At 68.8% G+C, this 22,456-nt stretch carries 19 protein-coding genes; 9 read left to right on the top strand and 10 right to left on the bottom strand.

Annotated features, from left to right (window positions below; genetic code table 11):
• The first annotated feature begins 131 nt into the window (after positions 1-131).
• The gene (locus C9J49_RS06050) at positions 132-1,817 is read left to right on the top strand and encodes an alpha-amylase family glycosyl hydrolase (protein ID WP_107182198.1); all 1,686 of its coding nucleotides are present in this window, start codon (positions 132-134) and stop codon (positions 1,815-1,817) included.
• On the top strand, positions 1,805-2,920 hold the full coding sequence (gene ugpC, locus C9J49_RS06045; RefSeq protein WP_107182199.1) for a sn-glycerol-3-phosphate ABC transporter ATP-binding protein UgpC: 1,116 nt from the start codon (positions 1,805-1,807) through the stop codon (positions 2,918-2,920). The genes C9J49_RS06050 and ugpC overlap by 13 nt, the downstream gene beginning before the upstream one ends.
• A 191-nt stretch (positions 2,921-3,111) precedes the next feature.
• Here the strand turns inward: ugpC and malG are convergent, their stop codons facing one another.
• The 5 genes from malG to C9J49_RS06020 all read right to left on the bottom strand — a co-directional run bounded on the left by malG (position 3,112) and on the right by C9J49_RS06020 (position 8,878).
• Positions 3,112-4,002, bottom strand: a complete 891-nt coding sequence (gene malG, locus C9J49_RS06040; RefSeq protein ID WP_107182200.1) for a maltose ABC transporter permease MalG — start codon at positions 4,000-4,002, stop codon at positions 3,112-3,114.
• Between the two features lie 14 nt (positions 4,003-4,016).
• On the bottom strand, positions 4,017-5,591 hold the full coding sequence (malF, locus tag C9J49_RS06035) for a maltose ABC transporter permease MalF (RefSeq protein WP_107182201.1): 1,575 nt from the start codon (positions 5,589-5,591) through the stop codon (positions 4,017-4,019).
• Between the two features lie 74 nt (positions 5,592-5,665).
• Positions 5,666-6,862: a maltose/maltodextrin ABC transporter substrate-binding protein MalE gene (gene malE, locus C9J49_RS06030; RefSeq protein ID WP_107182202.1), complete on the bottom strand. Its 1,197-nt coding sequence runs from the start codon at positions 6,860-6,862 to the stop codon at positions 5,666-5,668.
• Positions 6,863-7,197: 335 nt separating this feature from the next.
• On the bottom strand, positions 7,198-8,130 hold the full coding sequence (locus C9J49_RS06025) for a lysine exporter LysO family protein (protein WP_107182203.1): 933 nt from the start codon (positions 8,128-8,130) through the stop codon (positions 7,198-7,200).
• A gap of 91 nt (positions 8,131-8,221) precedes the next feature.
• A complete protein-coding gene (locus tag C9J49_RS06020) occupies positions 8,222-8,878 on the bottom strand; it encodes a hypothetical protein (RefSeq protein ID WP_107182204.1) in 657 nt (218 codons plus the stop codon).
• 186 nt (positions 8,879-9,064) lie between these two features.
• Between C9J49_RS06020 and C9J49_RS06015 the strand changes: the two genes are divergently transcribed.
• Entirely contained in the window at positions 9,065-9,622 is a 558-nt protein-coding gene (locus tag C9J49_RS06015; RefSeq protein WP_046079292.1) for a DJ-1/PfpI family protein, read from the top strand.
• Positions 9,623-9,647: 25 nt separating this feature from the next.
• Here the strand turns inward: C9J49_RS06015 and C9J49_RS06010 are convergent, their stop codons facing one another.
• From C9J49_RS06010 to C9J49_RS05990, 5 genes are all read right to left on the bottom strand, one after another.
• Positions 9,648-11,003, bottom strand: coding sequence for a nicotinate phosphoribosyltransferase (locus C9J49_RS06010; protein ID WP_107182205.1), 1,356 nt, complete (start codon positions 11,001-11,003; stop codon positions 9,648-9,650).
• 11 nt (positions 11,004-11,014) lie between these two features.
• On the bottom strand, positions 11,015-11,584 hold the full coding sequence (locus tag C9J49_RS06005; protein ID WP_107182206.1) for a nicotinamidase: 570 nt from the start codon (positions 11,582-11,584) through the stop codon (positions 11,015-11,017).
• 88 nt (positions 11,585-11,672) lie between these two features.
• Positions 11,673-12,608, bottom strand: coding sequence for a glyoxylate/hydroxypyruvate reductase A (locus tag C9J49_RS06000; protein ID WP_107182207.1), 936 nt, complete (start codon positions 12,606-12,608; stop codon positions 11,673-11,675).
• A gap of 66 nt (positions 12,609-12,674) precedes the next feature.
• A complete protein-coding gene (locus tag C9J49_RS05995) occupies positions 12,675-14,297 on the bottom strand; it encodes a methyl-accepting chemotaxis protein (RefSeq protein ID WP_107182208.1) in 1,623 nt (540 codons plus the stop codon).
• 105 nt (positions 14,298-14,402) lie between these two features.
• Entirely contained in the window at positions 14,403-15,806 is a 1,404-nt protein-coding gene (locus C9J49_RS05990; RefSeq protein ID WP_107182209.1) for a PLP-dependent aminotransferase family protein, read from the bottom strand.
• Between the two features lie 207 nt (positions 15,807-16,013).
• Between C9J49_RS05990 and doeA the strand changes: the two genes are divergently transcribed.
• The 6 genes from doeA (at position 16,014) to C9J49_RS05960 (ending at position 22,455) form a co-directional block, all read left to right on the top strand.
• Positions 16,014-17,213, top strand: a complete 1,200-nt coding sequence (gene doeA / locus C9J49_RS05985; RefSeq protein ID WP_046079289.1) for an ectoine hydrolase DoeA — start codon at positions 16,014-16,016, stop codon at positions 17,211-17,213.
• 11 nt (positions 17,214-17,224) lie between these two features.
• Positions 17,225-18,238, top strand: coding sequence for a N(2)-acetyl-L-2,4-diaminobutanoate deacetylase DoeB (gene doeB, locus C9J49_RS05980; protein ID WP_046079288.1), 1,014 nt, complete (start codon positions 17,225-17,227; stop codon positions 18,236-18,238).
• On the top strand, positions 18,235-18,714 hold the full coding sequence (locus C9J49_RS05975) for an Lrp/AsnC family transcriptional regulator (protein ID WP_046079287.1): 480 nt from the start codon (positions 18,235-18,237) through the stop codon (positions 18,712-18,714). The genes doeB and C9J49_RS05975 overlap by 4 nt, the downstream gene beginning before the upstream one ends.
• A 170-nt stretch (positions 18,715-18,884) precedes the next feature.
• Entirely contained in the window at positions 18,885-19,754 is an 870-nt protein-coding gene (locus C9J49_RS05970; protein WP_046079286.1) for a carbon-nitrogen hydrolase family protein, read from the top strand.
• Positions 19,755-19,933: 179 nt separating this feature from the next.
• Entirely contained in the window at positions 19,934-21,409 is a 1,476-nt protein-coding gene (locus tag C9J49_RS05965) for a biotin carboxylase (RefSeq protein ID WP_107182210.1), read from the top strand.
• Positions 21,410-21,465: 56 nt separating this feature from the next.
• Positions 21,466-22,455: a C45 family autoproteolytic acyltransferase/hydolase gene (locus C9J49_RS05960; protein WP_107182211.1), complete on the top strand. Its 990-nt coding sequence runs from the start codon at positions 21,466-21,468 to the stop codon at positions 22,453-22,455.
• Position 22,456 lies beyond the last annotated feature (1 nt).

Here is a 22,456-nt window from a genome sequence, read left to right as displayed (position 1 = left end):
CCCCCCGCCTACGCCTGTTGCCCTCCCCGCAGGAGGATTTCTCCCGCCGGTCCTGCCGCCACCATGGGCGTGACGCTTTTCCTGCGGTGTCGGCCCGCCGATACCCCCGATTCACCACAAGGACCCGGCACATGACCACAGACACTTCCCAGTACCTCGGCCGACAGGGCGCCGACTGGTGGCGCGGCGCGGTGATCTACCAGATCTATCCGCGCAGCTTCCTAGATGCGAACGGCGACGGCATCGGCGACCTGCAGGGCGTGATCGAGCGGCTCGACTACATCGCCTCGCTGAACGTCGACGCCATCTGGCTGTCGCCGTTCTTCACCTCGCCGATGCTCGATTTCGGCTACGACGTCAGCGACTACCGCGACGTGGACCCGATGTTCGGCACTCTTGAGGACTTCGACCGCCTGGTGGAGGCCGCTCACGCCCGCGGCCTCAAGGTCACCATCGATCAGGTGCTTTCCCACACCTCCGATCAGCACCCCTGGTTCGCCGAGAGCCGCCAGAGCCGCGACAACCCCAGGGCCGACTGGTACGTCTGGGCCGATCCTCGGCCCGACGGCGCCCCGCCCACCAACTGGCAGGCGATCTTCGGCGGCTCCGCCTGGCAGTGGGACACCCGCCGCTGCCAGTACTACCTGCACAACTTCCTGGTCGAGCAGCCGGACCTCAACTTCCAGAACCCCGCGGTGGTCGAGGCCATTCTCGGCGAGGTGCGCTTCTGGCTGGAGCGGGGCGTCGACGGCTTCCGCCTGGACGCGGTGAACTTCTGCACCCATGGCGAGCTCCAGGACAACCCGCCCCGCGAGGAGATCGCCGAGGGCTTCATCGGCGTGCGCCCCGATAACCCCTATGGCTATCAGCAACATATCCACGACAAGACCCAGCCGGAGAACCTGATCTTCCTGGAGCGGCTGCGGGCGCTGCTCGACGAGTATCCCGGCACCACCAGCGTCGGCGAGGTCGGCGACGATGACTCGCTGGGCGTGATGGCCGAATATTCCCAGGGGGGCAAGCGTCTGCACATGGCTTACTCCTTCGACCTGCTCGGCGAGCGCCATGATCCGGAGTACCTGCGCGGGATCCTCACCGAGATGGAGGCGCGCATCGGCGATGGCTGGCCCTGCTGGGCGCTGGGCAACCACGACGTCACCCGCCTGGCCACCCGCTGGGGCGCCGAGGGCAACGACGCGGCGCTGCGCCTCTACCTGGCCTTCCTGCTCACTCAGCGCGGCAGCATCTGTCTCTACCAGGGCGAGGAACTGGGCCTGACCGAGGCCGAGCTGACCTTCGAGCAGCTGGTCGACCCCGCCGGCATCACCTTCTGGCCGGCCTACAAGGGGCGCGACGGCTGCCGCACCCCCATGCCCTGGCAGGCCGACGCCCGCCACGGCGGCTTCTCCACGGGAACCCCCTGGCTGCCGGTGCCCGATGCGCACCTGGAGCTGGCGGTGGACCAGCAGGAGCCCCAGGAGGATTCGCTGCTCAACGCCAGTCGCGCCTTCCTGGCCTTCCGCCGTCGGCATCCGGCGCTGGTCAAGGGCGATATCGCCTACCATCCGGTGCGCGACGAGGTGCTGTGCCTCGAGCGACGCCATCCGGCGAGCGCCCCCGGCGAACGCCTGCTGGTGGCGCTGAACTTTGCCGATGAGCCTCGCGAACTGCCGGCCCCGCACGACGCCTGTGCCCTCGACGATGCCCCGGCCATGGTCAACGGCCAGTGGCAGAGCGGCACGCTCACCCTGCCGGCACATGGTATCGCCATCGCCCGCTGTACCACTGACTCGGAGGAAGCCTCATGGGACGTCTGACCCTGAGCGACATCGGCAAGGACTATGACGGCGTCGAGATCTCGCGCGACATCGACCTGACCATCGAGGACGGCGAGTTCGTGGTCTTCGTCGGGCCCTCGGGCTGCGGCAAGTCGACCCTGCTGCGCATGGTCGCCGGGCTCGAGGACATCAGCCGCGGCGAGATGTGCCTAGACGGCGAGCGGATCAACGAGATCCCGCCCCAGGAGCGCGATATCGGCATGGTCTTCCAGTCCTATGCGCTGTACCCGCACATGACGGTGGCCGAGAACATGGCCTTCGGCCTCAAGCTGGCGCGCACCGACAAGGCCGAGATCCGCCGCCGCGTCGAGCACGCCGCCGATATCCTGCAGCTTGCCCCGCTGCTCGAGCGCAAGCCGAAGGATCTCTCCGGCGGCCAGCGCCAGCGGGTGGCGATCGGCCGCACCCTGGTCAAGGAGCCAGCGGTGTTCCTGTTCGACGAACCGCTGTCGAACCTGGATGCCTCGCTGCGGGTCGAGATGCGTGTGCGGATCGCCGAGCTGCACAGGCGCCTCGGCGCCACCATGATCTATGTCACCCATGACCAGGTCGAGGCGATGACGCTGGCCGACCGCATCGTGCTGCTGTCGAGCGGCCGCATCGCCCAGGTCGGTGCGCCGCTGTCGCTCTACCACTTCCCCAACTCCCTCGAGGTGGCCGAGTTCATCGGCTCGCCGCGCATCAATACCCTGCCGGTGACGGTGGTCGACCCGGGCCCGCAGCGCACCGGCGTGCGCCTGCCGTCCGGCGAGACGCTGGCCGTGGCGGTGGACGGGCGCGGCCTCCAGGCGGGCGACACCGCCACCCTGGGCATCCGCGCCGAGGACTTCGTCGCCCCCGAGCAGGGCGAAGCGATGCTCGAGGCCAGGCTGATGGTGGCCGAGAAGCTCGGCTACGAGACCCTGGCCCACCTGCAGGTCGAGGGTGTCGTGGGCACCGTGACGCAGCGCCTCGACGGCCTTGCCCGGTTCGAGGAGCACCAGACCGTCGCCCTGGGCCTGTCCGGCGACCACTGCCACCTGTTCGGCCCCGACGGCCAGGCCTGTCCGCGCCAGGTGGAGATCCCCGGCATCGCCCACTGAACGACAGCCTGCCCGGACCACCCTGCCCCGGTGCGCCTTGCGCCCGGGGCGTTGTCTTTGCCATGGCCCATCATCGGGGGGCAGCGGTCGATACCTGCCCACGACCACATATAAAAAAACCCCGGCGAAGGCCGGGGAAGCAGGGAGTCCCTGTCGGGACGAGGAAATCGGGGAGTAGAGGTGGGAGGAGCTCAGCCCTTCACGCCGCCGGCGGTGAGTCCGCCGGCGATCCAGCGCTGGCAGAGCAGGAAGGCCAGGGTGATGGGCAGCCCGGAGAGCACCGCCGCGGCGGCGAAGTCACCCCAGCGCTGGTTGTGATCGGCCAGATACTGCTGGGCGCCCACGGCGAGGGTCAGCTTGTCCTCGTCGAGCAGCAGCACCGAGGCCATGGGGTACTCCATGATCGACATGATGAAGGCGAGGATGAACACCACCATCAGGATCGGCACCGAGAGCGGCAGCAGGATGTGGTAGAAGGCCTGCCAGGTGCTGGCGCCGTCGACCATCGCCGCCTCCTCCAGGGAGCCGTCGATGGACTCGAAGTAGCCCTTGATGGTCCAGATATGCAGCGCCACCGCGCCCAACGAGGCGAGGATCAGCGCGCCGTGGGTGTTGAGTCCCAACCATGGCACCAGCTGGCCGAGGCGGTCGAACAGCGCGTAGAGCGCCACCAGCGAGAGCACGGCCGGGAACATCTGGAAGATCAGCATGCCCTTGAGGATCGGCGCCTTGCCCTTGAAGCGCATCCGGGCGAAGGCGTAGGCGCTGGTGGTGGAGAGCGCGAGGATCATCAGCGACGATGCCACCGCCACCTTGATGGAATTCCACAGCCACAGCAGCACCGGGAACGGTGGCTGGACCACGGTGCCGTCGGTCCGCTCCCAGGGGATGCCCAGGGCCAGCGCCCAGTGCTCCAGCGAGAAGCGTTCGGGGATCAGGCTGCCGGTGGCGAAGTTGCCCTCGCGGAAGGAGATCGAGATCACCAGCAGTAGCGGGAACACCACCAGGCTTGCGAAGCCCAGCAGGGCGAGGTGGGCGCCCAGCTTGCGGGCACGAATCGAACGGGGTTGAACCATGGCCATGAGACGACTCCTCCTTAGACCTTGACCTTGGACAGGCGCAGATTGAGCCACGACAGCCCGATCACCAGAAGGAAGATCAGGGTGGCGATGGCGGCCGCCAGGCCGAATTGCTGGCCGGCATCCTGGAAGGCGATGCGGTAGGTGTAGCTGACCAGCAGGTCGGTGGTACCCGCCGGAGTGCTGGCGCCAAGGATGTCCGGCTTGCCGCCGGTGAGCAGGGCGATCAGCACGAAGTTGTTGAAGTTGAAGGCGAAGGCGGCGATCAGTAGCGGCGTCAGCGGCTTGAGGATCAGCGGCAGGGTGATGCGCATCATGTTGGTCAGCGGCCCGCCGCCGTCCACCGCGGAGGCCTCGTAGAGATCGCGGGGGATCGACTGGATCAGGCCCATGCACAGCAGCAGCATGTAGGGATAGCCGAGCCAGGTGTTGACGATCAGCAGCATGGTGCGCGCCGTCGACGGGTCGGTGAACCAGTCGGGGCTGATGCCGAAGAGGTTCTCGAGGATCAGGTTTATCTCGCCGTGGTTCTGGTTGAACATGCCCTTGAAGATCAGGATCGAGATGAAGGCCGGCACCGCGTAGGGCAGGATCAGCAGGGTGCGATAGATGGCCTTGCCCTTGAGCTGGTCCCACTGCAGCAGCGTGGCCAGCACGAAGCCCACCGCCAGGGTGAAGACCACCGTCAGCCCGGCGAAGACGAAGGTCCAGACGAAGATCTGCAGGAAGGGCCCGCGGATGTCCGGATCGGTGAAGATCCGGGTGTAATTGTCCAGCCCCACCGCCACCGGCCAGCCGGGGGTGAGGCGCTCGCCGTCCTCGGTGACGAAGAAACCGGTCTCCTGATCGGGGGTCAGGAGGATGCCCTCGCGCAGGTCGGTCAGGCTGCCGTCGGGATTCGCCTCGAAGCGCGGCAGCATCGGCGCGAAGCGGCGCAGCCCCGCCATCTTGAGCTCGATACCCTCCGGCGTCACCAGGGTCAGGCGCTGCAGGCGATCACGCCGGGCGATGACCTCGCGCATGCCCAGCGCCTCGCCGGAGGGGGCCGCCTCGGTCGGCTCGATCGCCAGGGGCTGTCCTTCGACGGCCTGGGCCAGCGGCAGGGACACCAGTTGTCTCGCGCCTTCCGGGTCGACGGCCCCCTGGGCCTCCAGATACAGGCGTGTGCGGTTTCCTTCACGTACCAGCTGGAAGTCGAAGGCCTGGCCCTCGGCCTGGTAGGTCCGGTCGAGGAACTGGGCGCGTACCCGCTCCTCGCCGAGCAGGTTGCTCGAGCTGTAATTGCTGAAGCTGATGCCGATGGTATAGACCAGCGGGAAGATCACGAACACACCCATTCCGGCCAGTGCCGGGAAGATATAGCGGTGGCTCATCCATTCACGCTTGCCGAAGACGATCGCCAGCGAGGCCCCCAGCACCAGGAACAGCAGCGAGAACATCCATTGGCCGCGCAGGTGGAAGGCCACCACCAGCCACAGGGTGGCGAGTACCAGCAGGGCCGTCAGGGTGCGCAGCGCCCAACGGCCGTAGCGCTCGGCGGGATGGCGGGAACGATGGCGCGGCAAGCCGCGCGAAGCGTTGGTCACAAACATGGGATTACCTGCGGTCTGCCCCGGCCGCGGTTCGCGGCCGGGCCGGGGCGGGAAGGAGCCCCGGAAGGCGGGCGTTACTCGATGGCGGTACGGATACGCTCTGCGGCGGCATCCAGCGCCGCCTGCGGCGACTGGCGGCCGCTGCCGATGTTCTGCAGCGCCGGTTCCATGGCCGACCAGAAGGCCCCCATCTCGGGGATGTTGGGCATCGGCTCGCCGAGCTCGGCATTCGCCAGGGTGGCGGCGATGTGCGGGTTGGCTTCCAGCTCCTGCTGATAGGCCTTGTGGGCCACGGCGCCCAGCGAGCCGTCGCCGTTGAAGGTGCGCAGGCCTTGCTCCCCGAGCAGGTAGCCCTCGAGGAACTCGGTGGCCAGGAAGTCGTTGGGCGAGGCCGAGTTGATCATCGCCGCCATCACGCCGAACATCGGCTTGGCCCGCTCGTCGCCGACCCTGGGGAGAAGCGCCACACCGAAGTCGATACCGCTCTTCTCGAGGTTGCTCCAGGCCCAGGGGCCGCTGATCATCGTCGCCACTTCCCCCTGGTTGAAGCGGGTATCCATCACGCTGTAGTCCGTGCCCTCGGGCAGCACGCCGCTGTCGATCAGTGCGCGCAGGCGTTCGGCGCCTGCCACCGCACCGGCGTTGTTGACCCCGATATCGCTGACGTCATAGCCGCTGCCGGTATGCTGGAACGGATAGCCGCCATTGGCGGCCAGCAGCGGCCAGCTGAAGTAGGGCTCGCCGTAGTCGAAGAGAATCGCCTTCTTGCCGTCCTCGGCCAGTTCGGCATCGAGCCTGGCCAGCTCGTCGAAGCTCTCGGGCGCTGTCTCCACCAGGGCCTTGTTGTAGATCAGGCCCAGCGATTCCACCGAGATGGGGTAGCCGTAGGTCTCGCCGTTCCACTCGACGGCGTCCCAGGTGAAGTCGAAGTAGCGCTCACGGTAGGCCTCGGAGGGCGCGACGGTCTTGAGCAGCCCGCTCTGGGCCCACTCGCCCATGCGGTCGTGGGCGAAGATGACGATATCCGGCCCCTGGCCGCTGCCGGCGGCCTGCTGGAAGCGGTTGGTCATGTTGTCGGGGTGGACGATGTCGATGGCGATGCCGGTATCGGCGGTGAACCGCTCGGCCACCTCACGGATGCCCTCGGGGCCCTTGTTGTCGCCGATCCAGACGGTCAGGCCGTCGTCCTCGAAGGCCATGGCGGGCAGGGCGGCTCCGACGCCCAGGGTGGCGGCCAGCAGCAAGGAGGCGGGGTGCAGGCGTGGGGTCATGATGTCGACTCCCTTCTTGTTGTGGTGACGGTGTCGTGGCGTGGGTGAGTCCACGGCAAGGCTCGCCGATCCAGGGGGCAGCCGCCTCCTCCCCGAGGGGGGAGGAGGACGGCGTAAGCGCGGGGCGTAGGTCATGGCCCCGGGAATCCGGGAGGAGCAACAGGGGCGGTGGTGGGGAAGCCGGGGGCCGAGAGCGGACGCCCCACGAGACCACGGCCACCGGCACACCGCCTCCAGGGCGGGGCCGGGGCTCTCACCTCACAGGGTCAGCAGAAGCGGGAATCCGCGGCGGGAAATGGCGAGCACGGCGAGAGGCTGCCGCCATGGGGCTGATATCACAATGACAGCAGAAACAGGATCAGCGGCGGCGACAGCAGCGAGAGGATGAACCCCGAGACCACGGCCACCGGCACGCACCTCACGCCGCCGTGCTGCTGGATCACCGGCAGGGTGAAGTCCATGGAGGTGGCGCCACCGTAGCCGATGGCCAGCGCCGGGTGGCGGCCGATCACCAGCGGGATCAGCACGAAGGCCAGCAGCTCGCGGCCCAGGTCATTGAAGAAGGCCACGCCGCCGAGCAGCGGCCCGAGTTCGTCGCCGACCAGGATGCCGGACAGCGAGTACCAGCCGAAGCCGGCGGCCATGGCCAGGCCCTCGTTCCAGCGCAGCTCGAGCAGCGGCGCGGCGGCGAGCCCGCCGATCAGCGAGCTCGCCGCCAGGGTCACGGCAATGGCCAGCCCGTGGCGGTTGAGTAGTATCTGCCTGAGCGGCATGCCGGAATTCCTGAGCTGGCAGCCGATCAGCGCCAGCAGGGCGTAGAGCACCCATTCCGACAGGCGCTCGGCCCAGGCGAAGGGCGCCTCGTTGCCGGCGAACAAGGCATGGATCAGAAGGCCCAGCACGATGCCGGCGGCCACAACGCCGACCAGCGCCAACGAGCCGGCCATGGCGGCCAGCTTGCTGGTGGGCGCGCCGTCCACCGCATGGCTCGGGTCCACGGTCAGGTGCAGTCGACACGACAGCCAGCCCAGGGCGGCGAGGTTGCAGGCCGAAGTGACGGCGAGCAGCGCGAGCGCCTGGCCGCCCATGCGCGAGAGCTGGCCGCCGAGATCGTCGAGCCCGGCCAGGCTCACGCCCATCAGCAGCAGGATGGCGTAGATCGAGGCGCTGACGCCGCGGTTGATCAGCGCCATGACGGCGTCGCGGCGTACCCGGACCAGATAGCCCAGGATCAGCGGCAGCAATACGATCAGCAGTCCGGTGAGCATGCGAGAGTTCCTTCTCTGTCTTCCCGTTCGGGCCGTCGGCGACGGCCAAAACCGCTCACTCTAGCAGCTTGCCGCCGCCGCGGCAGCGGCGTCAGTCGTCGCCGAGGCGGGTCAGGGACAGGCGGCTCTTGCGCTCGCCGTCGCGGTAGTAAGCCATGCCCAGCAGCAGGCCCGGGCGATCGGCGTCGAAGGTGATCTCCATGCGTCGGTCGTCCTCGTCGGGTTCGGCCAGCGCCACCCGCACCGCCGCGAAGCGCCCGGCCGGCAGCGTCACGGGATCGCGGTCCAGCACCCGGTAGTCGAGCCGTTCCTCGCGGCCGCGGTGGTCGCGATAGCGCAGCCGGCCCTGGCCGTCGGCGTCGTCGATGACGCGCCGGGCCAGCGCGACCAGGGCGCTCTGGCGGTCGGGCAGGGGGGCCAGATCGGCCTGGGCCAGCGAGTAGGAGCGGCGGATGCCCAGCAGCGAGTAGCCGGCGGCGTAGTGCAGCGAGCTGACACGCTCGTCGTCGAGCCGGAAGCGGCCCCATTCGTGGCCGCTGGCGCCGGGCAGGCTGGCGCGCATCTCGCTGTGCCAGTGGCCGGCCTCCTGCGACAGCTGATGATCGATATCGACGTCCGGCCAGCCCGAGACCTCCAGATGGTAGCGGGCGTCGAAGGGCTGGGGTGCGGTGGCGGCCAGGCTCGGCAGGGCCGTGACGACCAGGGCCAGGCCCAGCAGCCAGGCGCGGCGCGGCAGGCGAAACGTCATCGGGAAGTCCTCGCGGGAAAAAGCATCGGGGTGATTCGATTGAGAGGGCGCGGCGGCCGCCGGGTTCCCCACCGACATTCCCGACGGCCGTCTCGATGACGGTCTCGCTGACATGGCCGAGTCATCGGCGAGCGGTTAGGCTGGCGGGGCAGGCCCCCATTTTCGTCTTTCACAGGAGGTGTTGTCATGGCCAGACTGCTGCTTATCGCCGGCGACTTCGTCGAGGACTACGAGATCATGGTGCCGTTCCAGGCCCTGCAGGCCATGGGCCATCAGGTGGACGCGGTATGTCCCGACAAGCGCGAGGGCGACAGCATCCGCACCGCCATCCACGACTTCGAGGGCGATCAGACCTACACCGAGAAGCCGGGACACAACTTCACCCTCAACGCCACCTTCGCCGAGGTCGCTGCAGACGACTACGACGCGCTGGTGATCCCCGGCGGCCGGGCGCCGGAGTACCTGCGCCTGGACGAGCGGGTGCTGGAGCTGGTGCGCCACTTCTTCGACACCGACAAGCCGGTGGCCGCCATCTGCCACGGCGCCCAGCTGCTGGCCGCCGCGGTGTCGCTGGCCGACTACCGGGTCTCGGCCTATCCCGCCTGCGCCCCGGAGGTGCACCTGGCCGGCGGCGACTACGCCGAGATCGGCATGGACGAGGCCATCGTCAGCGGCAAGCTGGTGACCGCTCCGGCCTGGCCGGCGCATCCGGCCTGGCTGGCGCGCTTCAACGAGCTGCTGTAAGGCGGCGCTGCGGTCAGAAAAGACGTCAGGGCGCCTCGCCGGCCCGCCCGGCGAGGCGCTCGGACAGCGTGACCGGATAGTCGCCTTCGCCCTCTAGTGTCTCTAGCCGGCGCAGTGCGGCCGGCAGGCGCTCGAGGTCCCGCGCGACCCGCTCCCGGGCGGCGTCGGCCGACGCCATGGCCTCCGGCACGGCTTCGCCCCGCACCACGCAGGGAATCAGCAGCGGCGTCGCGTTTTCCACGGTCTCCTCGCGCCCGGCGATCACGTCGCCGGCATAGTGGCCGTGCGCGTCTTGGCGGCGGAACACCTGCTTGCGCCCGGGCAGATTGATCTTGCCGGGGGAGTGCTTGATCGTCGGTTTCCCGGCGTATTCCACCAGCTTGTAGGACAGGTCGATGACCGGGGCGTCGGCGGCCACGCCCATCCGGGTGCCGACGCCGAAGGCGTCGATCGGCGCGCCGTCGGCCAGCAGCGCCTCGATGGCGTGCTCGTCGAGACCGCTGCTGGCGACGATCTTCACGTCCACATGGCCGGCCGCGTCCAGCAGTGCCCGGGCGCCGCGGGCCAGCTCGCCCAGGTCGCCGGAGTCCAGCCGGATGGCACCGATCTCGAGCCCGGCCTCCTCGCGCATCAGCGCGATCACCGTCTTCACGCCCTCGAGGGTGTCGTGGGTGTCCACCAGCAGGGTGGTGCCGGGGTAGTGGCGAGCGAAGGCGCGGAAGGCCTCGCGCTCGCTGTCGTGGGCCAGCACGTAGCTGTGGGCCATGGTGCCGTTCAGCGCCAGGCCGTGGCGCAGCCCGCCCAGCACGTTGCTGGTGCCGGAAAGCCCCGCCGCGCGATAGGCGCGCACCCCGCGTACCGCCGCGTCCACGCCGTGCATGCGGCGCAGGCCGAAGTCCACCACCGGCCGGCCCCGGGCGGCCATCACCATGCGCACCGCCTTGGAGGCCAGCACGGTCTCGAGCTGCACCAGATTCATGATCAGGCTTTCCAGCAGCTGGGCCTGGGCGATGGGCGCGTCGACCTCCAGCAGCGGCTCGTTGGCGAACACCGGCGTGCCCTCGGGCAGCGCCCAGATATCGCCCTCGAAGCGCCAGTCGGCCAGCCAGTCGAGGAAGGCCGGTTCCAGATGATCGACCTCGGCCAGCCGTCGGAGCGCGCGGTCGGTGAAGCGCAGCCGGCTGACCCGTTCGGCGGCATGTTGCTGGCCGCAGGCGAGCATGAAGCGTCGCTCCGGGGGCAGCCGGCGGAAGAACAGGCTGAAAGTGGCCGGCGCCGTCATGGCCTCCTTCCAGTAGGCCTGGGTCATGGTCAGCTGGTAGAGGTCGGTGAGCAGTGCCAGCTCGTCGTCGTCGACGCTCAGCGGGGCGATATGGTCCATGCGCGTGTCCCTCACGGCATGACCCTGACGCCGGCTTCGGCGAAGGCGGCCCGGCAGTCGGCCACGGCGTCCGGGGCCACCGCCGCGCTCAGCGATTCGAGCAGCAGGGTCTCGAAGCCGTGCCGGCGGGCGTCGAGCACCGTGGCCCGCACGCAGACGTCCAGCGCCAGGCCGCAGACGACCACCCGGGTGACGCCGCGCTCGCGCAGGTAGCCGGCCAGGCCGGTGGCGTCGAAGGCCGAATAGGCGTCGGCGTCGAAGGCGGTGGCCTTGCTGACGCGAAGCGTATCGGCGTCGAGGTCGAGGTCGGGGTGGAAGGCCGCGCCCGGCGTGTCCTGGACGCAGTGCACCGGCCAGGGGCCGCCGCGGTGGGCGAAGCTGACGTGGTCGATGGGGTGCCAGTCCCGCGAGGCGACGATCAGCGCACCGCCGGCCCGGGCGGCGGCGATCTCGGCGTTGATGCCCGGCACCAGGGCGTTGCCGCCGGCCACGGCCAGGGCGCCGCCCTCGCAGAAGTCGTTCTGCATGTCCACCACCAGCAGTGCGTCCACGGGGCCGTAGTCCAGCTGGGCATGAGGCATCGGCTTCTCCTTCGAGGTCGGTGACGTCTCCTCTTCAGCGTATGCCCTGAGCCGACGTTCGTGTAGGGGCTCGCGAACCTGGAGAACCCTAGTAGCCGGCGTCGGGGTCGATGGTCTCGACGTCCTCGCCGGCATCCATGGCGCGCAGCGCCTCGGCCACCTGGTCGAGCGCCTCGCCGAGCGGCGTGGGGCCGGCCATGTGCGGGGTGATCAGCACCCGCGGATGCGACCACAGCGGGCTCGATGCCGGCAGTGGCTCTTCGGGGAAGGCGTCGAGCTGCGCGCCGCGCAGCCGGCCTTCGGCCTCGCCGTCGCCCAGCGCGGCGAGCAGCGCGGCCTCGTCGATCAGGCTGCCGCGCCCCGGGTTGATCAGGCTGGCGCCTTCGGGCAGGGCGGCCAGGGCCTCGGCGTCGATGATGCCGCGGGTCGCCGGCGTATCGGGCAGCAGCAGCACCAGGCTCTTCACCTCGGGCAGCAGCTCGCGCAGGCCGTCGTCACCGTGATGGCAGCGCACGCCGGGCAGCGTCTTGGGCGAGCGGCTCCAGCCGTGCACCGGGAAGCCGTCGTCGGCCAGTGACTGCGCCACCCGGGCGCCGATGGCGCCGAGCCCCAGCACCCCCACCGGCCAGTCGGCCTTGTCGACCGGCGGGCACTCGCGCCACTCGGCGCGGGCCTGCTGGCGACGATAGCGGTCGAAGTCGCGCTGGAAGTGCAGCACGCCGTAGCGCGCGTAGTCGGCGATGGGACCGGCCATGCCGGCGTCGCGCAGCTTGACGATGGGCACGCCCCGGGGCAGGGCGGGGTTGCCCAGCAGCGCATCGACCCCGGCGCCGAGGTTGACGATGCCCTTGAGCGAGATGAGCTCGTCGAGCAGCTCGGCGGAGGGCTTCCAGGCCGCCAGATAGTCGGCGCGGCGGCGCTCGTCGGCGGGGGCGGCGCTGGTGAGGATCTCGGCGTCGGGCAGGCGCTCGGCCAGGGCATCGCGCCAGGCCTCGGCGGCATCGGTGTGGACCAGGACTCGCATCGGTTCTCCGGGCGGCGAAGGGTTCGCGTCCATCTTCGCGATTTCGCCGCCGCGGGGAAAGCCCGTTCAGGCAAGCGCCGGTGTGTGGGCGCGGCGGGAGGTCGGGGCGGCGAGGGGAGCCGGTGCCTCCTCGAACGATTCGGCGAGGCGGAAGCGGGCGACCAGGGCATTGAGTTCGCCCGAGTCCTGCTCGAGCGACGCCGCCGATGCGGTGGTGGCCTGGGCCAGGCTGGAGTTGCGCTGGGTCGCCGAGTCGAGCTCGGCCACGGCGGTGCCGATCTGCGTCAGGCCGTCGGACTGCTCGCGGGTGGCCGCGCCGATGCTCAGCACCTCCTCGCCGAGACGCTCGATGCTCTGCTTGGTGTCGGTCATGCTGGCGCCGCTCTGCTCGGTCTGGCGGGCGCACTCGTCGAGCTGACGACGGGTGCCCTCCAGCAGCTGGCGGATCTCGCCGGCGGCTTCGGCGCTGCGGCCGGCCAGGGCGCGCACCTCGGTGGCCACCACGGCGAAGCCGCGGCCGCGCTCGCCGGCCCGGGCCGCCTCCACGGAGGCGTTGAGGGCCAGGATATTGGTCTGGAAGGCGATGGCGTCGATGGTCTCGATGATGCCGTCCATGCGGGCGGCATCGGCGACCACGTCCCGGATCAGCGCCACGCTGCTGGCCACGCTCTCGTGGCTGACGCGGGCCTGGACGGTGGCGTCCTCCGCCAGTCGGTCGGCCTGGCGGCTGCTCTCCGCGGTCTGCGTCACCGAGCCGGTGATCTCTTCCATGCTGGCGGCGCTCTGCTGCAGGGCGCTGGCCTGCTGTTCGGTATAGGCGGCCAGCTCGTGGCCGTCCCGGGCGATCGAGGTGGCGCCCCGATGCACGGTGTCGCTGGTGCGGCGGATCGAGGCGACCAGGCCCGAGAGCGAGTCGCTCATGCGTCGCAGGGCGCCGAGCAGGCGGGCGGTCTCGTCGCTGCCTCGCGCCTCGATGACCTGGCGCAGGTCGCCCTCGGCGACCCGTTCGGTGACGGCCAGCGCCTGGTGCAGCGGACGCACGATGCTGCGGGTGATGATCAGCGACAGCAGCACGGCCGCGGCGACGGCCAGCCCGGCGAAGATCAGCAGGCCGGTGACGGCGCCCCGATGACGCGCGGTGATGCCGGCCTTGGCGCGGGCCATGCGCTGCGTGGCGCGTTCGCCGATGGCATCGGCGGCGTCCTGCAGCCGATAGACCGCCGCCTTGTAGTCCGAGAAGTCGCGGTTGGCCTCGGCGGTGGTGGTGAAGTCGCCGTCGCGCAGGCGGGCATGGGTGGCGTCGAAGCCGGCGGCGTAGCCATCCAGGGCCGTGTCGGCCTCCCGGTAGAGGTCGCCGAGATCGGGCGTGGGCGCCAGCTCGGCGCCACGGGTCAGGACGTCATCGAGGTCGGCGTGTGCGCCCAGCCACTTGTCACGATAGGAGGCGACCCGGTCAGCCTCGCGCAGGTTGATGAAGGTGTCCTTCTCGTAGCGGCGCAGCTCCAGCGACAGCTGCTGCACGCGGGCCGCGTTGAGGGCGGTGGCGGCATCGACGTTCAGGGTGTCGACGGCGGTGTCGCGGACCTGGGACAGGCCGCGCAGGCCGACGGCGCCCGCGGTCAGCAGCAGCAGGACGATCAGGGAAAAGGCGATGGCGAGGCGGGCGCCGATGGAGAAGCGTTGCAGCATGGGGAGCGACCTTGGCGTGGACAGGAAGGGACGCCTCCCTATCGGCATGGAAGATCGCTTCTTTAGATCACGAAGTTCTAAAAATCATTGGGGGGCACGAGACGGTCAGTAGATGATCTGCATCGGAGGCGGGGCCTCGTCGAGCAGTCCGGCCAGACGCGACAGGGCGCCTTTCAGGCGTTCGAGATCCGGTTCGGCGCCGAGGCTCAGGCGGATGCGCCGCGGCGCCGGGGCCTGCTCGACCATGAACGGCGTGGCGGTGGTGACGGCCATGCTTTCCTGCTCGGCCTGCTGCTGGAGCTCCTCGGCGCGCCAGGCGCTGGGCAGCGACAGCCAGAGATGCAGGCTCGTGGGTCGGGCGCTGAATTCGTGGCCGGCAAGCAAGCGGCCGGCCAGGCGCTGGCGCTCGGCCAAGAGCTCGCGCTGCTCGATGGCCAGTCGGGCCAGGGTGCCGTCGGCGAGCCAGGCGTCGGCCAGCTCGAAGATCAGCGGGGTGGCCATCCAGGTGGTGGCGCGCATCCGCGGCAGGGCATGGTGCAGCTGGCCGCGGGGCACGCTGAGGTAGCCGGCGCGCAGCCCCGGCAGGGCGACCTTGGTCAGACTGGTGACGTGGAAGCACAGGTTTGGCAGCCGGGCGGCCAGCGGCGAGAGCCCCGGCGCCTCGAGCAGCGCATGGACGTCGTCCTCGATCAGCCACACGCCGTGGTGGTCGAGCACCCGGGCCACGGCGTCGCGCCGGGCCTCGTCCATGGTGGCCCCGGTGGGGTTGAGCTGGGTCGGTGTCAGGCACACGGCGCGCGGCCGCAGGCGCCGGCAGGCCAGGTCGAGGGCCTCGGGGATCACCCCGCGTTCGTCGATGGCCACGCCGCGCAGCTGGAAGCCCAGGGTGCGCGACAGGGCGATCAGGCCGTGATCGGTGAGCGCCTCGGTGAGCACCAGGTCGCCGTGCTGGACCACGGTGGAGATGGCCAGCATCAGGCCGTGGGCGGCGCCGTTGCACAGCACCCGGTCCTCGGGACCGCCCGGCACGCCGAGGCTGGCGGCCAGCCAGTCGCTGGCGCGCTCGCGCTGGTGCAGCAGCCCGGCGATGGGGCGGTTGGCGGCGATCACCTCGGGGCGAACGTGCTCGGCCAGCGAGGCCAGGGTCTCGCGGAAGCGGCGGTGATGGGCCGCCGTGCACACCGGATGGGCGATGGACAGGTCGACCAGCGCACTCTCCCGGCGCGGTTCCTGGCCGCGCAGGTAGGCCGATTCCCGGGCGTCGTCCAGGGTGTTGATCCAGGTGCCGCTGCCGATCCTCGACTGCACCAGGCCCATCTTCTCGGCCTGGGCGTAGGCGCGCGAGACGGTCTGCACGCTGACGCCGAGGGTTTCGGCCAGTCGACGGTGCGGCGGCAGCCGGGTGCCGGGGGCGAGCTCACCCTGGCGGATGGCCTCGGAGAGGGCCCGGGCGATGGCCAGGTACTTGGGGCCGGCGTCCTGCAGGAAGGGCGTCAGATCGAGTGTCATGATGCAATAAAGCCTTTGACCGTCGGCCAAGCGGGGGTGCTAGTATCGGCTGAAAGACATTGACTGACATTGTCATGCATTGTGCTGTCGTCAATCATGACAATTCAAGCGGCCCCTCGCATGGCCGTCAACCGCCTTGGCGCCCCGGCACCTCCAGGATCGAGAGGTGGCCGGTATCGGTGACGTGATCGTTGGACGAGCGATTTCATGATTCAGGTTTCCCTGCCTTTCACTCGCGAGGAGTATGCCGGCCGGCTCTGGAAAGTCCGCGCCGAGATGGCGAGCCGGGGCATCGACGTGCTGATCATCAGCGACCCCTCGAACATGGCCTGGCTGACCGGCTATGACGGCTGGTCCTTCTATGTCCACCAGTGCGTGCTGCTCGGGCTCGAAGGCGAGCCGGTGTGGTACGGCCGGCGCATGGATGCCAACGGGGCGCTGCGCACCTGCTGGATGGACCCCGAGAACCTCACCTACTACCCGGATCACTACGTGCAGAATCCGGACATGCACCCCATGGAGTACCTGGCCCAGTCGATCATGCCCGATCGCGGCTGGCACCAGGGCGTGGTGGGCATGGAGATGGACAACTACTACTTCTCGGCCAAGGCCTACCAGTCGCTGCTGCGCGAGCTGCCTCACGCGCGCTTTCTGGACGCCAACGGTCTGGTCAACTGGTGCCGGGCGATCAAGTCGGCCCAGGAGATCGAGTACATGCGCATCGCGGCGCGCATCGTCGAGGGCATGCACTCGCGCATCCTCGAGGTGATCGAGCCGGGGCTGCCCAAGAGCAAGCTGGTCTCGGAGATCTACCGGGTCGGCATCGAAGGCTGGAAGGACGAGCATGGCAAGGTCTTCGGCGGCGACTATCCGGCCATCGTGCCGATGCTGCCTACCGGCAAGGACGCCGCCGCGCCTCACCTGACCTGGGACGACACGCCGTTCCGCGAGGGCGAGGGCACCTTCTTCGAGATCGCCGGGGTGTTCAAGCGCTACCACGCGCCGATGTCGCGGACCGTGTTCCTGGGACGGCCGCCGGCGGAGTTCGTGCGCGCCGAGTCGGCGCTGCTCGAGGGCATCGAGCACGGCCTCGAGGTGGCCAGGCCCGGCAACCGCACCGCGGACATCGCCATGGCGCTGGGCGCGGCCATGGACAAGTACGGCTTCGACCGCGGCGGTGCGCGCTGTGGCTACCCCATCGGCATCAGCTATCCGCCGGACTGGGGCGAGCGCACCATGAGCCTGCGCCCCTCCGACGAGACCATCCTCGAGCCCGGCATGACCTTCCACTTCATGCCCGGCCTGTGGGTCGACGACTGGGGCCTGGAAATCACCGAGAGCATCCTGATCACCGAGGACGGCTGCGAGACGCTGGCCGACTTCCCCCGCCAGCTGTTCGTCATGTAAGGAGTAACGCCATGAGCAAGCGACCGAGCCCCATTGCCGCCACCGTCGACTTCGAGGCCGACGGTGTCCAGCACGGCTTCCTCAAGCTGCCGATCTCCAACGACGAGTCGGCCTGGGGGGCGGTGATGATCCCGATCACCGTGGTCAAGAACGGCGAGGGCCCGACCGCGCTGCTGACCGGCGGCAACCACGGCGACGAGTACGAGGGCATCACCGCGCTGCACAAGCTCTCGAGCTCGCTGTCCGCCGAGGACGTCACGGGACGTGTGATCATCGTGCCGATGATGAACACCCCGGCGGCCCAGGCCGGCAAGCGCACCTCGCCGATGGACGGCGGCAACCTCAACCGCAGCTTCCCCGGGGACCCCGACGGCAGCGTCACCGAGAAGATCGCCGACTACTTCACCCGCACCCTGGTGCCGATGAGCGATGCGGTGCTCGACCTGCACTCCGGCGGCCGCACCCTGGACATCGTGCCGTTCGCCGCCTCCCACGTGCTCGACGATGCCGACCAGCAGCGTCGCGCGCTGGACGGTGCCAAGGCCTTCGGCGCGCCCTACGCCATGATCATGTTCGAGCTCGACGCCGAGGCGCTGTTCGACACCGCCGTGGAGCGCCAGGGCAAGGTGTTCGTGGCCACCGAGCTCGGCGGCGGCGGCACCTCCACGCCGGAGAGCCTGGCCATCACCGAGCGTGGCATCCACAACTTCCTGGTTCACTTCGGGCTGGTCGCGGGCGAGATCGAGGCGCCCGTCGAGCCCCAGGTCTATCTCGACATGCCGGACGCCAGCTGCTACGTGCAGAGCGAGCACACCGGGCTGCTCGAGCTGACGGTGGCGCTGGGCGAGACGGTGGAGAACGGCCAGGTGATCGCCCGGGTCTACGACATGACCCGCAGCGGCGCCGCGCCCATCGAGTACCGCGCCGAGCGCGACGGGCTGCTGATGGCGCGCCGTTTCCCGGCCAACGTCAACATGGGCGACACCATCGCGGTGATCGCCGAGGTGGTCGATTCCTTGTCATGAAGCTCGATCGCTACGATCTCAAGATCCTCGAGATCCTGTCCCGCGACGGGCGCATCACCAAGTCGAAGCTGGCCGAGGCGATCAACCTCTCGGTCAGCCCCTGCTGGGAGCGGGTGCGGCGGCTGGAGAAGGCCGGCATCATCGAGGGCTACGGGGCGCGCCTCAATCCGGAGGTGCTGCGGCCGCGCACGCCGGTGTGGGTGCAGATCGAGCTCAAGAGCCACAACGCCGAGAGCTTCGCCCGCTTCGAGGCACTCGTCCATGACACCCCCGAGGCCACCGAGTGCGTGGCCGTGGGCGGCGGGGTCGATTACCTGGTCAAGTTCGAGGCCGCCTCCATCGATGCCTACCAGCGCCTGATCGATGCCTGGCTGATGTCCGACGTCGGCATCGAGCGCTACTTCACCTACATCGTCACCAAGCGCGTCAAGCGGCCCGACGGCGGATTCGCCGCCGGCGACTTCGTGGCCGACTGAGGGCGGCAGATCGCGGCGTTCCTGTTGCGTTGATTCGCCCCGCCGCACGTGGCATAAGCTAGAAGAGCGGTGGGATTTCCCCACCACGCCGGGCGATCCCTCCGGCCAAGCACGATGCGTGGCGCCGGCCGCCTGCAGTGATTCGAGATCGCCTGACGCGAGGGTATGACATGTCCTACTTCACGATTGCCGGTGTCCAGATGCATGCCCTGCATCACGGCGACAACACCGAAGCCATGCGTCATCGCATCGACGTGCTGATGAGCCGCTTTCCCCAGGTGCAGATGGTGTTGTTCAGCGAGCTGATGCCGTTGGGCGCCTCGCCACACCACGCCCAGCCGATGCCCAGCCACGCCGAGGCGATGTTCTGCCACCTGGCCGAGAAGCACCGCATCTGGCTGATTCCGGGCTCGATGTTCGAGCAGGCCGGTGATGCCATCTATAACACCCTGTCGGTGATCAGTCCCCGCGGCGAGGTCGTGACGCGCTATCGCAAGATGTTCCCGTTCCGCCCCTACGAGGCCGGCGTGGAGAGCGGCGAGGAGTTCGTCGTCTTCGACGTGCCGCAGGTGGGTCGCTTCGGCGTGTCGATCTGCTACGACATGTGGTTTCCCGAGACCACCCGCACCCTGGCGGCGATGGGTGCCGAGGTGATCCTGCATCCGACCATGACCGACACCATCGACCGCGACATCGAACTGTCGATCGCGCGGACCAACGCCGCGGTCAACCAGTGCTATTTCTTCGACATCAACGGGGCCGGGGCCATCGGCAACGGGCGTTCTATCGTGGTGGGGCCCTCCGGCGATGTCATCCACCAGGCCGGCACCGGCGAGGAGATCATGCCCGTCGAGGTCGATCTGAGCCGAGTGCGTCGCGAGCGCGAGACCGGCCTGCGCGGCCTCGGTCAGCCGCTCAAGAGCTTCCGCGACCGGCGCGTCGACTTCACGCTGTATCGCCACGAGGGCGGTTTCTCGCCCTTCCTGGATACCCTGGGGCCGCTGGAAAAGCCACAACGCACTAACCTTGAGGAGTACTGATCGTCTCTCAGCAACCATTCCGGAATTGAGGAGCCACCATGTTCGCCAGAATCCTCGGTGGTTTGCGTCGCCTGTTCCATCCGTCCGCGGCCGCCGGCCATGCCGACGCCGAGCGGCCCCGGGGTTCCGCCTCTGCGGCGGCACCCGAGGCCTCCGAAGCCCCTCAGGGAGCGACTACGATGAGCAGCAAAATAACAAGCATTGCCGATGTCCGTCGTCATTTCCTCAACAACAAGCGCCCGATCTATTTCATCTCGGCGACCAACTTCAATCTGCTGGGAATCGGCGATTGGGTCGGGAATTTTCGCCATATCAACTACATCGACTGCTTCGATCGGCGTCAGCGCAACGTCTTCGTGCCGCGAGAGAAGTTTCCCCGCGACTTCGAGGGTATCGAGGACATCAACAACTACCTCCTCGAGCACAAGGAGGTGATCGATTTTATCCAGTCCCGCGCCCAGGGCGATGACGCCGGTATCGCCACCTTCCTGATGTTCGACGAGCACACCGAGGAGGTCTGTGAACAGCTGGGGCTCAAGATCGCCTTCCCGCCCGCGGCGCTGCGCTCGCGGATGGACAACAAGATCGAGACCGTGCGTATCGGCAACAAGGCCGGGGTGCCCAGCGTGCCCAATGTGCTGGCCAAGGTGGGCAGCTACCAGGAGCTGCTCGAGGTGAGCCGCGAACTCGGCACCGATCTGGTGGTGCAGACCGCCTACGGCGACTCCGGGCATACCACCTTCTTCATCGCCAGCGAGGAGGACTACTACAAGGTCGCCGAGGAGATCGAGGCCGAGCCCGAGGTCAAGATCATGAAGCGCATCAACTGCCGCGGCTCTGCCATCGAGGCCTGTGCCACCCGCAGCGGCACCGTGGTCGGCCCGCTGATGACCGAACTGGTCGGCTTCAAGTCGCTGACGCCCTACAAGGGTGGCTGGTGCGGCAACGAGATGTTCGCCGGCGCCTTCAGCCAGACGGTGCGCGACAAGGCCCGCGAGTACACCTTCAAGTTCGGCGAGGCCCTGCGCGAGGAGGGCTACCGGGGTTACTTCGAGCTCGACTTCCTGATCGACATGGATGGTGGAGAGGTCTATCTCGGTGAGCTCAATCCGCGGGTCACCGGGGCCAGTTCGCTGACCAACGTGGCGGCCTTTGCCCATTCCGACATCCCGCTGTTCCTGTTTCACCTGCTGGAGTTCTCGGATCTCGACTTCGACCTCGACATCGCCGAGATCAACGAGCGCTGGTCGCATCCCGAGAGCATCGATAGCTGGAGCCAGCTGGTCATCAAGCATACCGAGGAGAGCGTCGATCTGCTGACCGCGGCCCCGGCCTCGGGGGTGTGGCGCATGGAGCAGGACGGTCGCATCGCCTACGACCACTACGACTCCCATCCCCATGCCGCCGAGAACGAGCACGAAGCGTTCTTCCTGCGCATCAGCGGCGAGGGCGACTTCCGCTACGAGGGGGCGGATCTCGGCATCCTGATCACCCGCGGGCGGCTGATGGACGACGACTTCCAGCTCACCGAGCGCGCCCACGCGTGGATCGAAGGCATTCGCGGCGAGTACGCCGGCCAGCCGCTTCAGGATCCCGTGGTGGAGGAGGTCGCCGTCAGCCATGCCATCGGCGGTGGCAACTTCAAGATCCTATGAGCGGCAGACATCACCCCGGCCCGTCCCCGGGCAGGTGGGGGAGCGGGCCGGAAAAGATGCTGGACTTTCGCACCGTGCGCGAGGAGCTGCCGGGGCCCAAGTGGCGGTCGCTGTTCGACTACCACTGGCCGGCCTACGAGCAGTGGTACCTCAGCGAGGGCGAGCGCGAGCGTCCGGCCTATCTGGCCTGCTACAACGCCCTGCGCCGGCACATGCCCGAGCTGATGGACACCTACCGGATGCTGTGCGAGCTGGCCGGCGGCGGAGATCTCAGCGCGCGCCTGCTGAGCCTGTATCGCCCTCCGGCCTACATCACCGGCTGCTCCCAGGCGGTGCTGGCGCGGCCGTCGTCGACGGTGCTGGCGCGCAACTACGATTATCCGCCCGAGCTGTGCGAGGGCACCATCCTCTGCAGTCGCTGGAACCGGCGCCGGGTGATCGCCATGTCCGACTGCCTGTGGGGCGTGCTCGACGGCATGAACGATGCCGGGCTGGCGGTCTCGCTGGCCTTTGGTGGCCGCAAGGCGGTAGGTGACGGCTTCGGTGCGCCGATCATCCTGCGCTACCTGCTCGAGACCTGTGACGACGTGCCTCAGGCCGCCGAGGTGCTGGCCCGGGTGCCGACGCACATGGCCTACAACATCACCGTCGCCGACCGGGCCGGGCGCTACGTGACGGCGATGATCGCCCCCGACCGCCGGGCCAGCATCCGCCGCGTGCCGGTGGCCACCAACCACCAGAAGAAGATCGAGTGGTATGCCCACGCCCTGGCCTCGGAGACGCTGATCCGCGAGCGCCAGCTGTCGATCCTGGTGGACGACGAGAGTACCGGCGAGGCGCGCCTCGTCTCCGCCCTCGCGTCGCCGCCGCTGTTCCGTCACGACTATGGCCGTGGTCTGGGCACGATCTATACCGCCGTCTATCGACCGACCGAGGGGAGTGCTGGCTTCCACTGGCCGGGGCTCAACCTGGAGCTGGGTTTCGAAGACTTTCCCGAGGAACGCATCACCGTCCGCTACGGGGCACGGGGGCTCTACACGGGCTGAA

It is taken from the genome of Halomonas sp. SL1 (assembly GCF_003030865.2).
GTDB lineage: Bacteria > Pseudomonadota > Gammaproteobacteria > Pseudomonadales > Halomonadaceae > Halomonas > Halomonas halophila.
Note: the sequence above shows the minus strand (reverse complement) of the source record. Positions and strands in the feature narration are given on the sequence as shown.

Excerpts from the sequence above, each read along its gene's own strand:
- C9J49_RS06000 (WP_107182207.1), bottom strand. The coding sequence starts at position 12,608 with ATGCGAGTCCTGGTCCACACCGATGCCGCCGAGGCCTGGCGCGATGCC.
- C9J49_RS06015 (WP_046079292.1), top strand. The coding sequence starts at position 9,065 with ATGGCCAGACTGCTGCTTATCGCCGGCGACTTCGTCGAGGACTACGAG.
- malE (WP_107182202.1), bottom strand. The coding sequence starts at position 6,862 with ATGACCCCACGCCTGCACCCCGCCTCCTTGCTGCTGGCCGCCACCCTG.
- C9J49_RS06050 (WP_107182198.1), top strand. The coding sequence starts at position 132 with ATGACCACAGACACTTCCCAGTACCTCGGCCGACAGGGCGCCGACTGG.
- C9J49_RS06005 (WP_107182206.1), bottom strand. The coding sequence starts at position 11,584 with ATGCCTCATGCCCAGCTGGACTACGGCCCCGTGGACGCACTGCTGGTG.
- C9J49_RS05990 (WP_107182209.1), bottom strand. The coding sequence starts at position 15,806 with ATGACACTCGATCTGACGCCCTTCCTGCAGGACGCCGGCCCCAAGTAC.
- C9J49_RS06010 (WP_107182205.1), bottom strand. The coding sequence starts at position 11,003 with ATGGACCATATCGCCCCGCTGAGCGTCGACGACGACGAGCTGGCACTG.
- C9J49_RS05975 (WP_046079287.1), top strand. The coding sequence starts at position 18,235 with ATGAAGCTCGATCGCTACGATCTCAAGATCCTCGAGATCCTGTCCCGC.
- C9J49_RS05965 (WP_107182210.1), top strand. The coding sequence starts at position 19,934 with ATGAGCAGCAAAATAACAAGCATTGCCGATGTCCGTCGTCATTTCCTC.
- C9J49_RS06020 (WP_107182204.1), bottom strand. The coding sequence starts at position 8,878 with ATGACGTTTCGCCTGCCGCGCCGCGCCTGGCTGCTGGGCCTGGCCCTG.
- C9J49_RS05960 (WP_107182211.1), top strand. The coding sequence starts at position 21,466 with ATGCTGGACTTTCGCACCGTGCGCGAGGAGCTGCCGGGGCCCAAGTGG.
- doeB (WP_046079288.1), top strand. The coding sequence starts at position 17,225 with ATGAGCAAGCGACCGAGCCCCATTGCCGCCACCGTCGACTTCGAGGCC.
- C9J49_RS05970 (WP_046079286.1), top strand. The coding sequence starts at position 18,885 with ATGTCCTACTTCACGATTGCCGGTGTCCAGATGCATGCCCTGCATCAC.
- malF (WP_107182201.1), bottom strand. The coding sequence starts at position 5,591 with ATGTTTGTGACCAACGCTTCGCGCGGCTTGCCGCGCCATCGTTCCCGC.
- C9J49_RS06025 (WP_107182203.1), bottom strand. The coding sequence starts at position 8,130 with ATGCTCACCGGACTGCTGATCGTATTGCTGCCGCTGATCCTGGGCTAT.
- malG (WP_107182200.1), bottom strand. The coding sequence starts at position 4,002 with ATGGCCATGGTTCAACCCCGTTCGATTCGTGCCCGCAAGCTGGGCGCC.
- ugpC (WP_107182199.1), top strand. The coding sequence starts at position 1,805 with ATGGGACGTCTGACCCTGAGCGACATCGGCAAGGACTATGACGGCGTC.
- C9J49_RS05995 (WP_107182208.1), bottom strand. The coding sequence starts at position 14,297 with ATGCTGCAACGCTTCTCCATCGGCGCCCGCCTCGCCATCGCCTTTTCC.
- doeA (WP_046079289.1), top strand. The coding sequence starts at position 16,014 with ATGATTCAGGTTTCCCTGCCTTTCACTCGCGAGGAGTATGCCGGCCGG.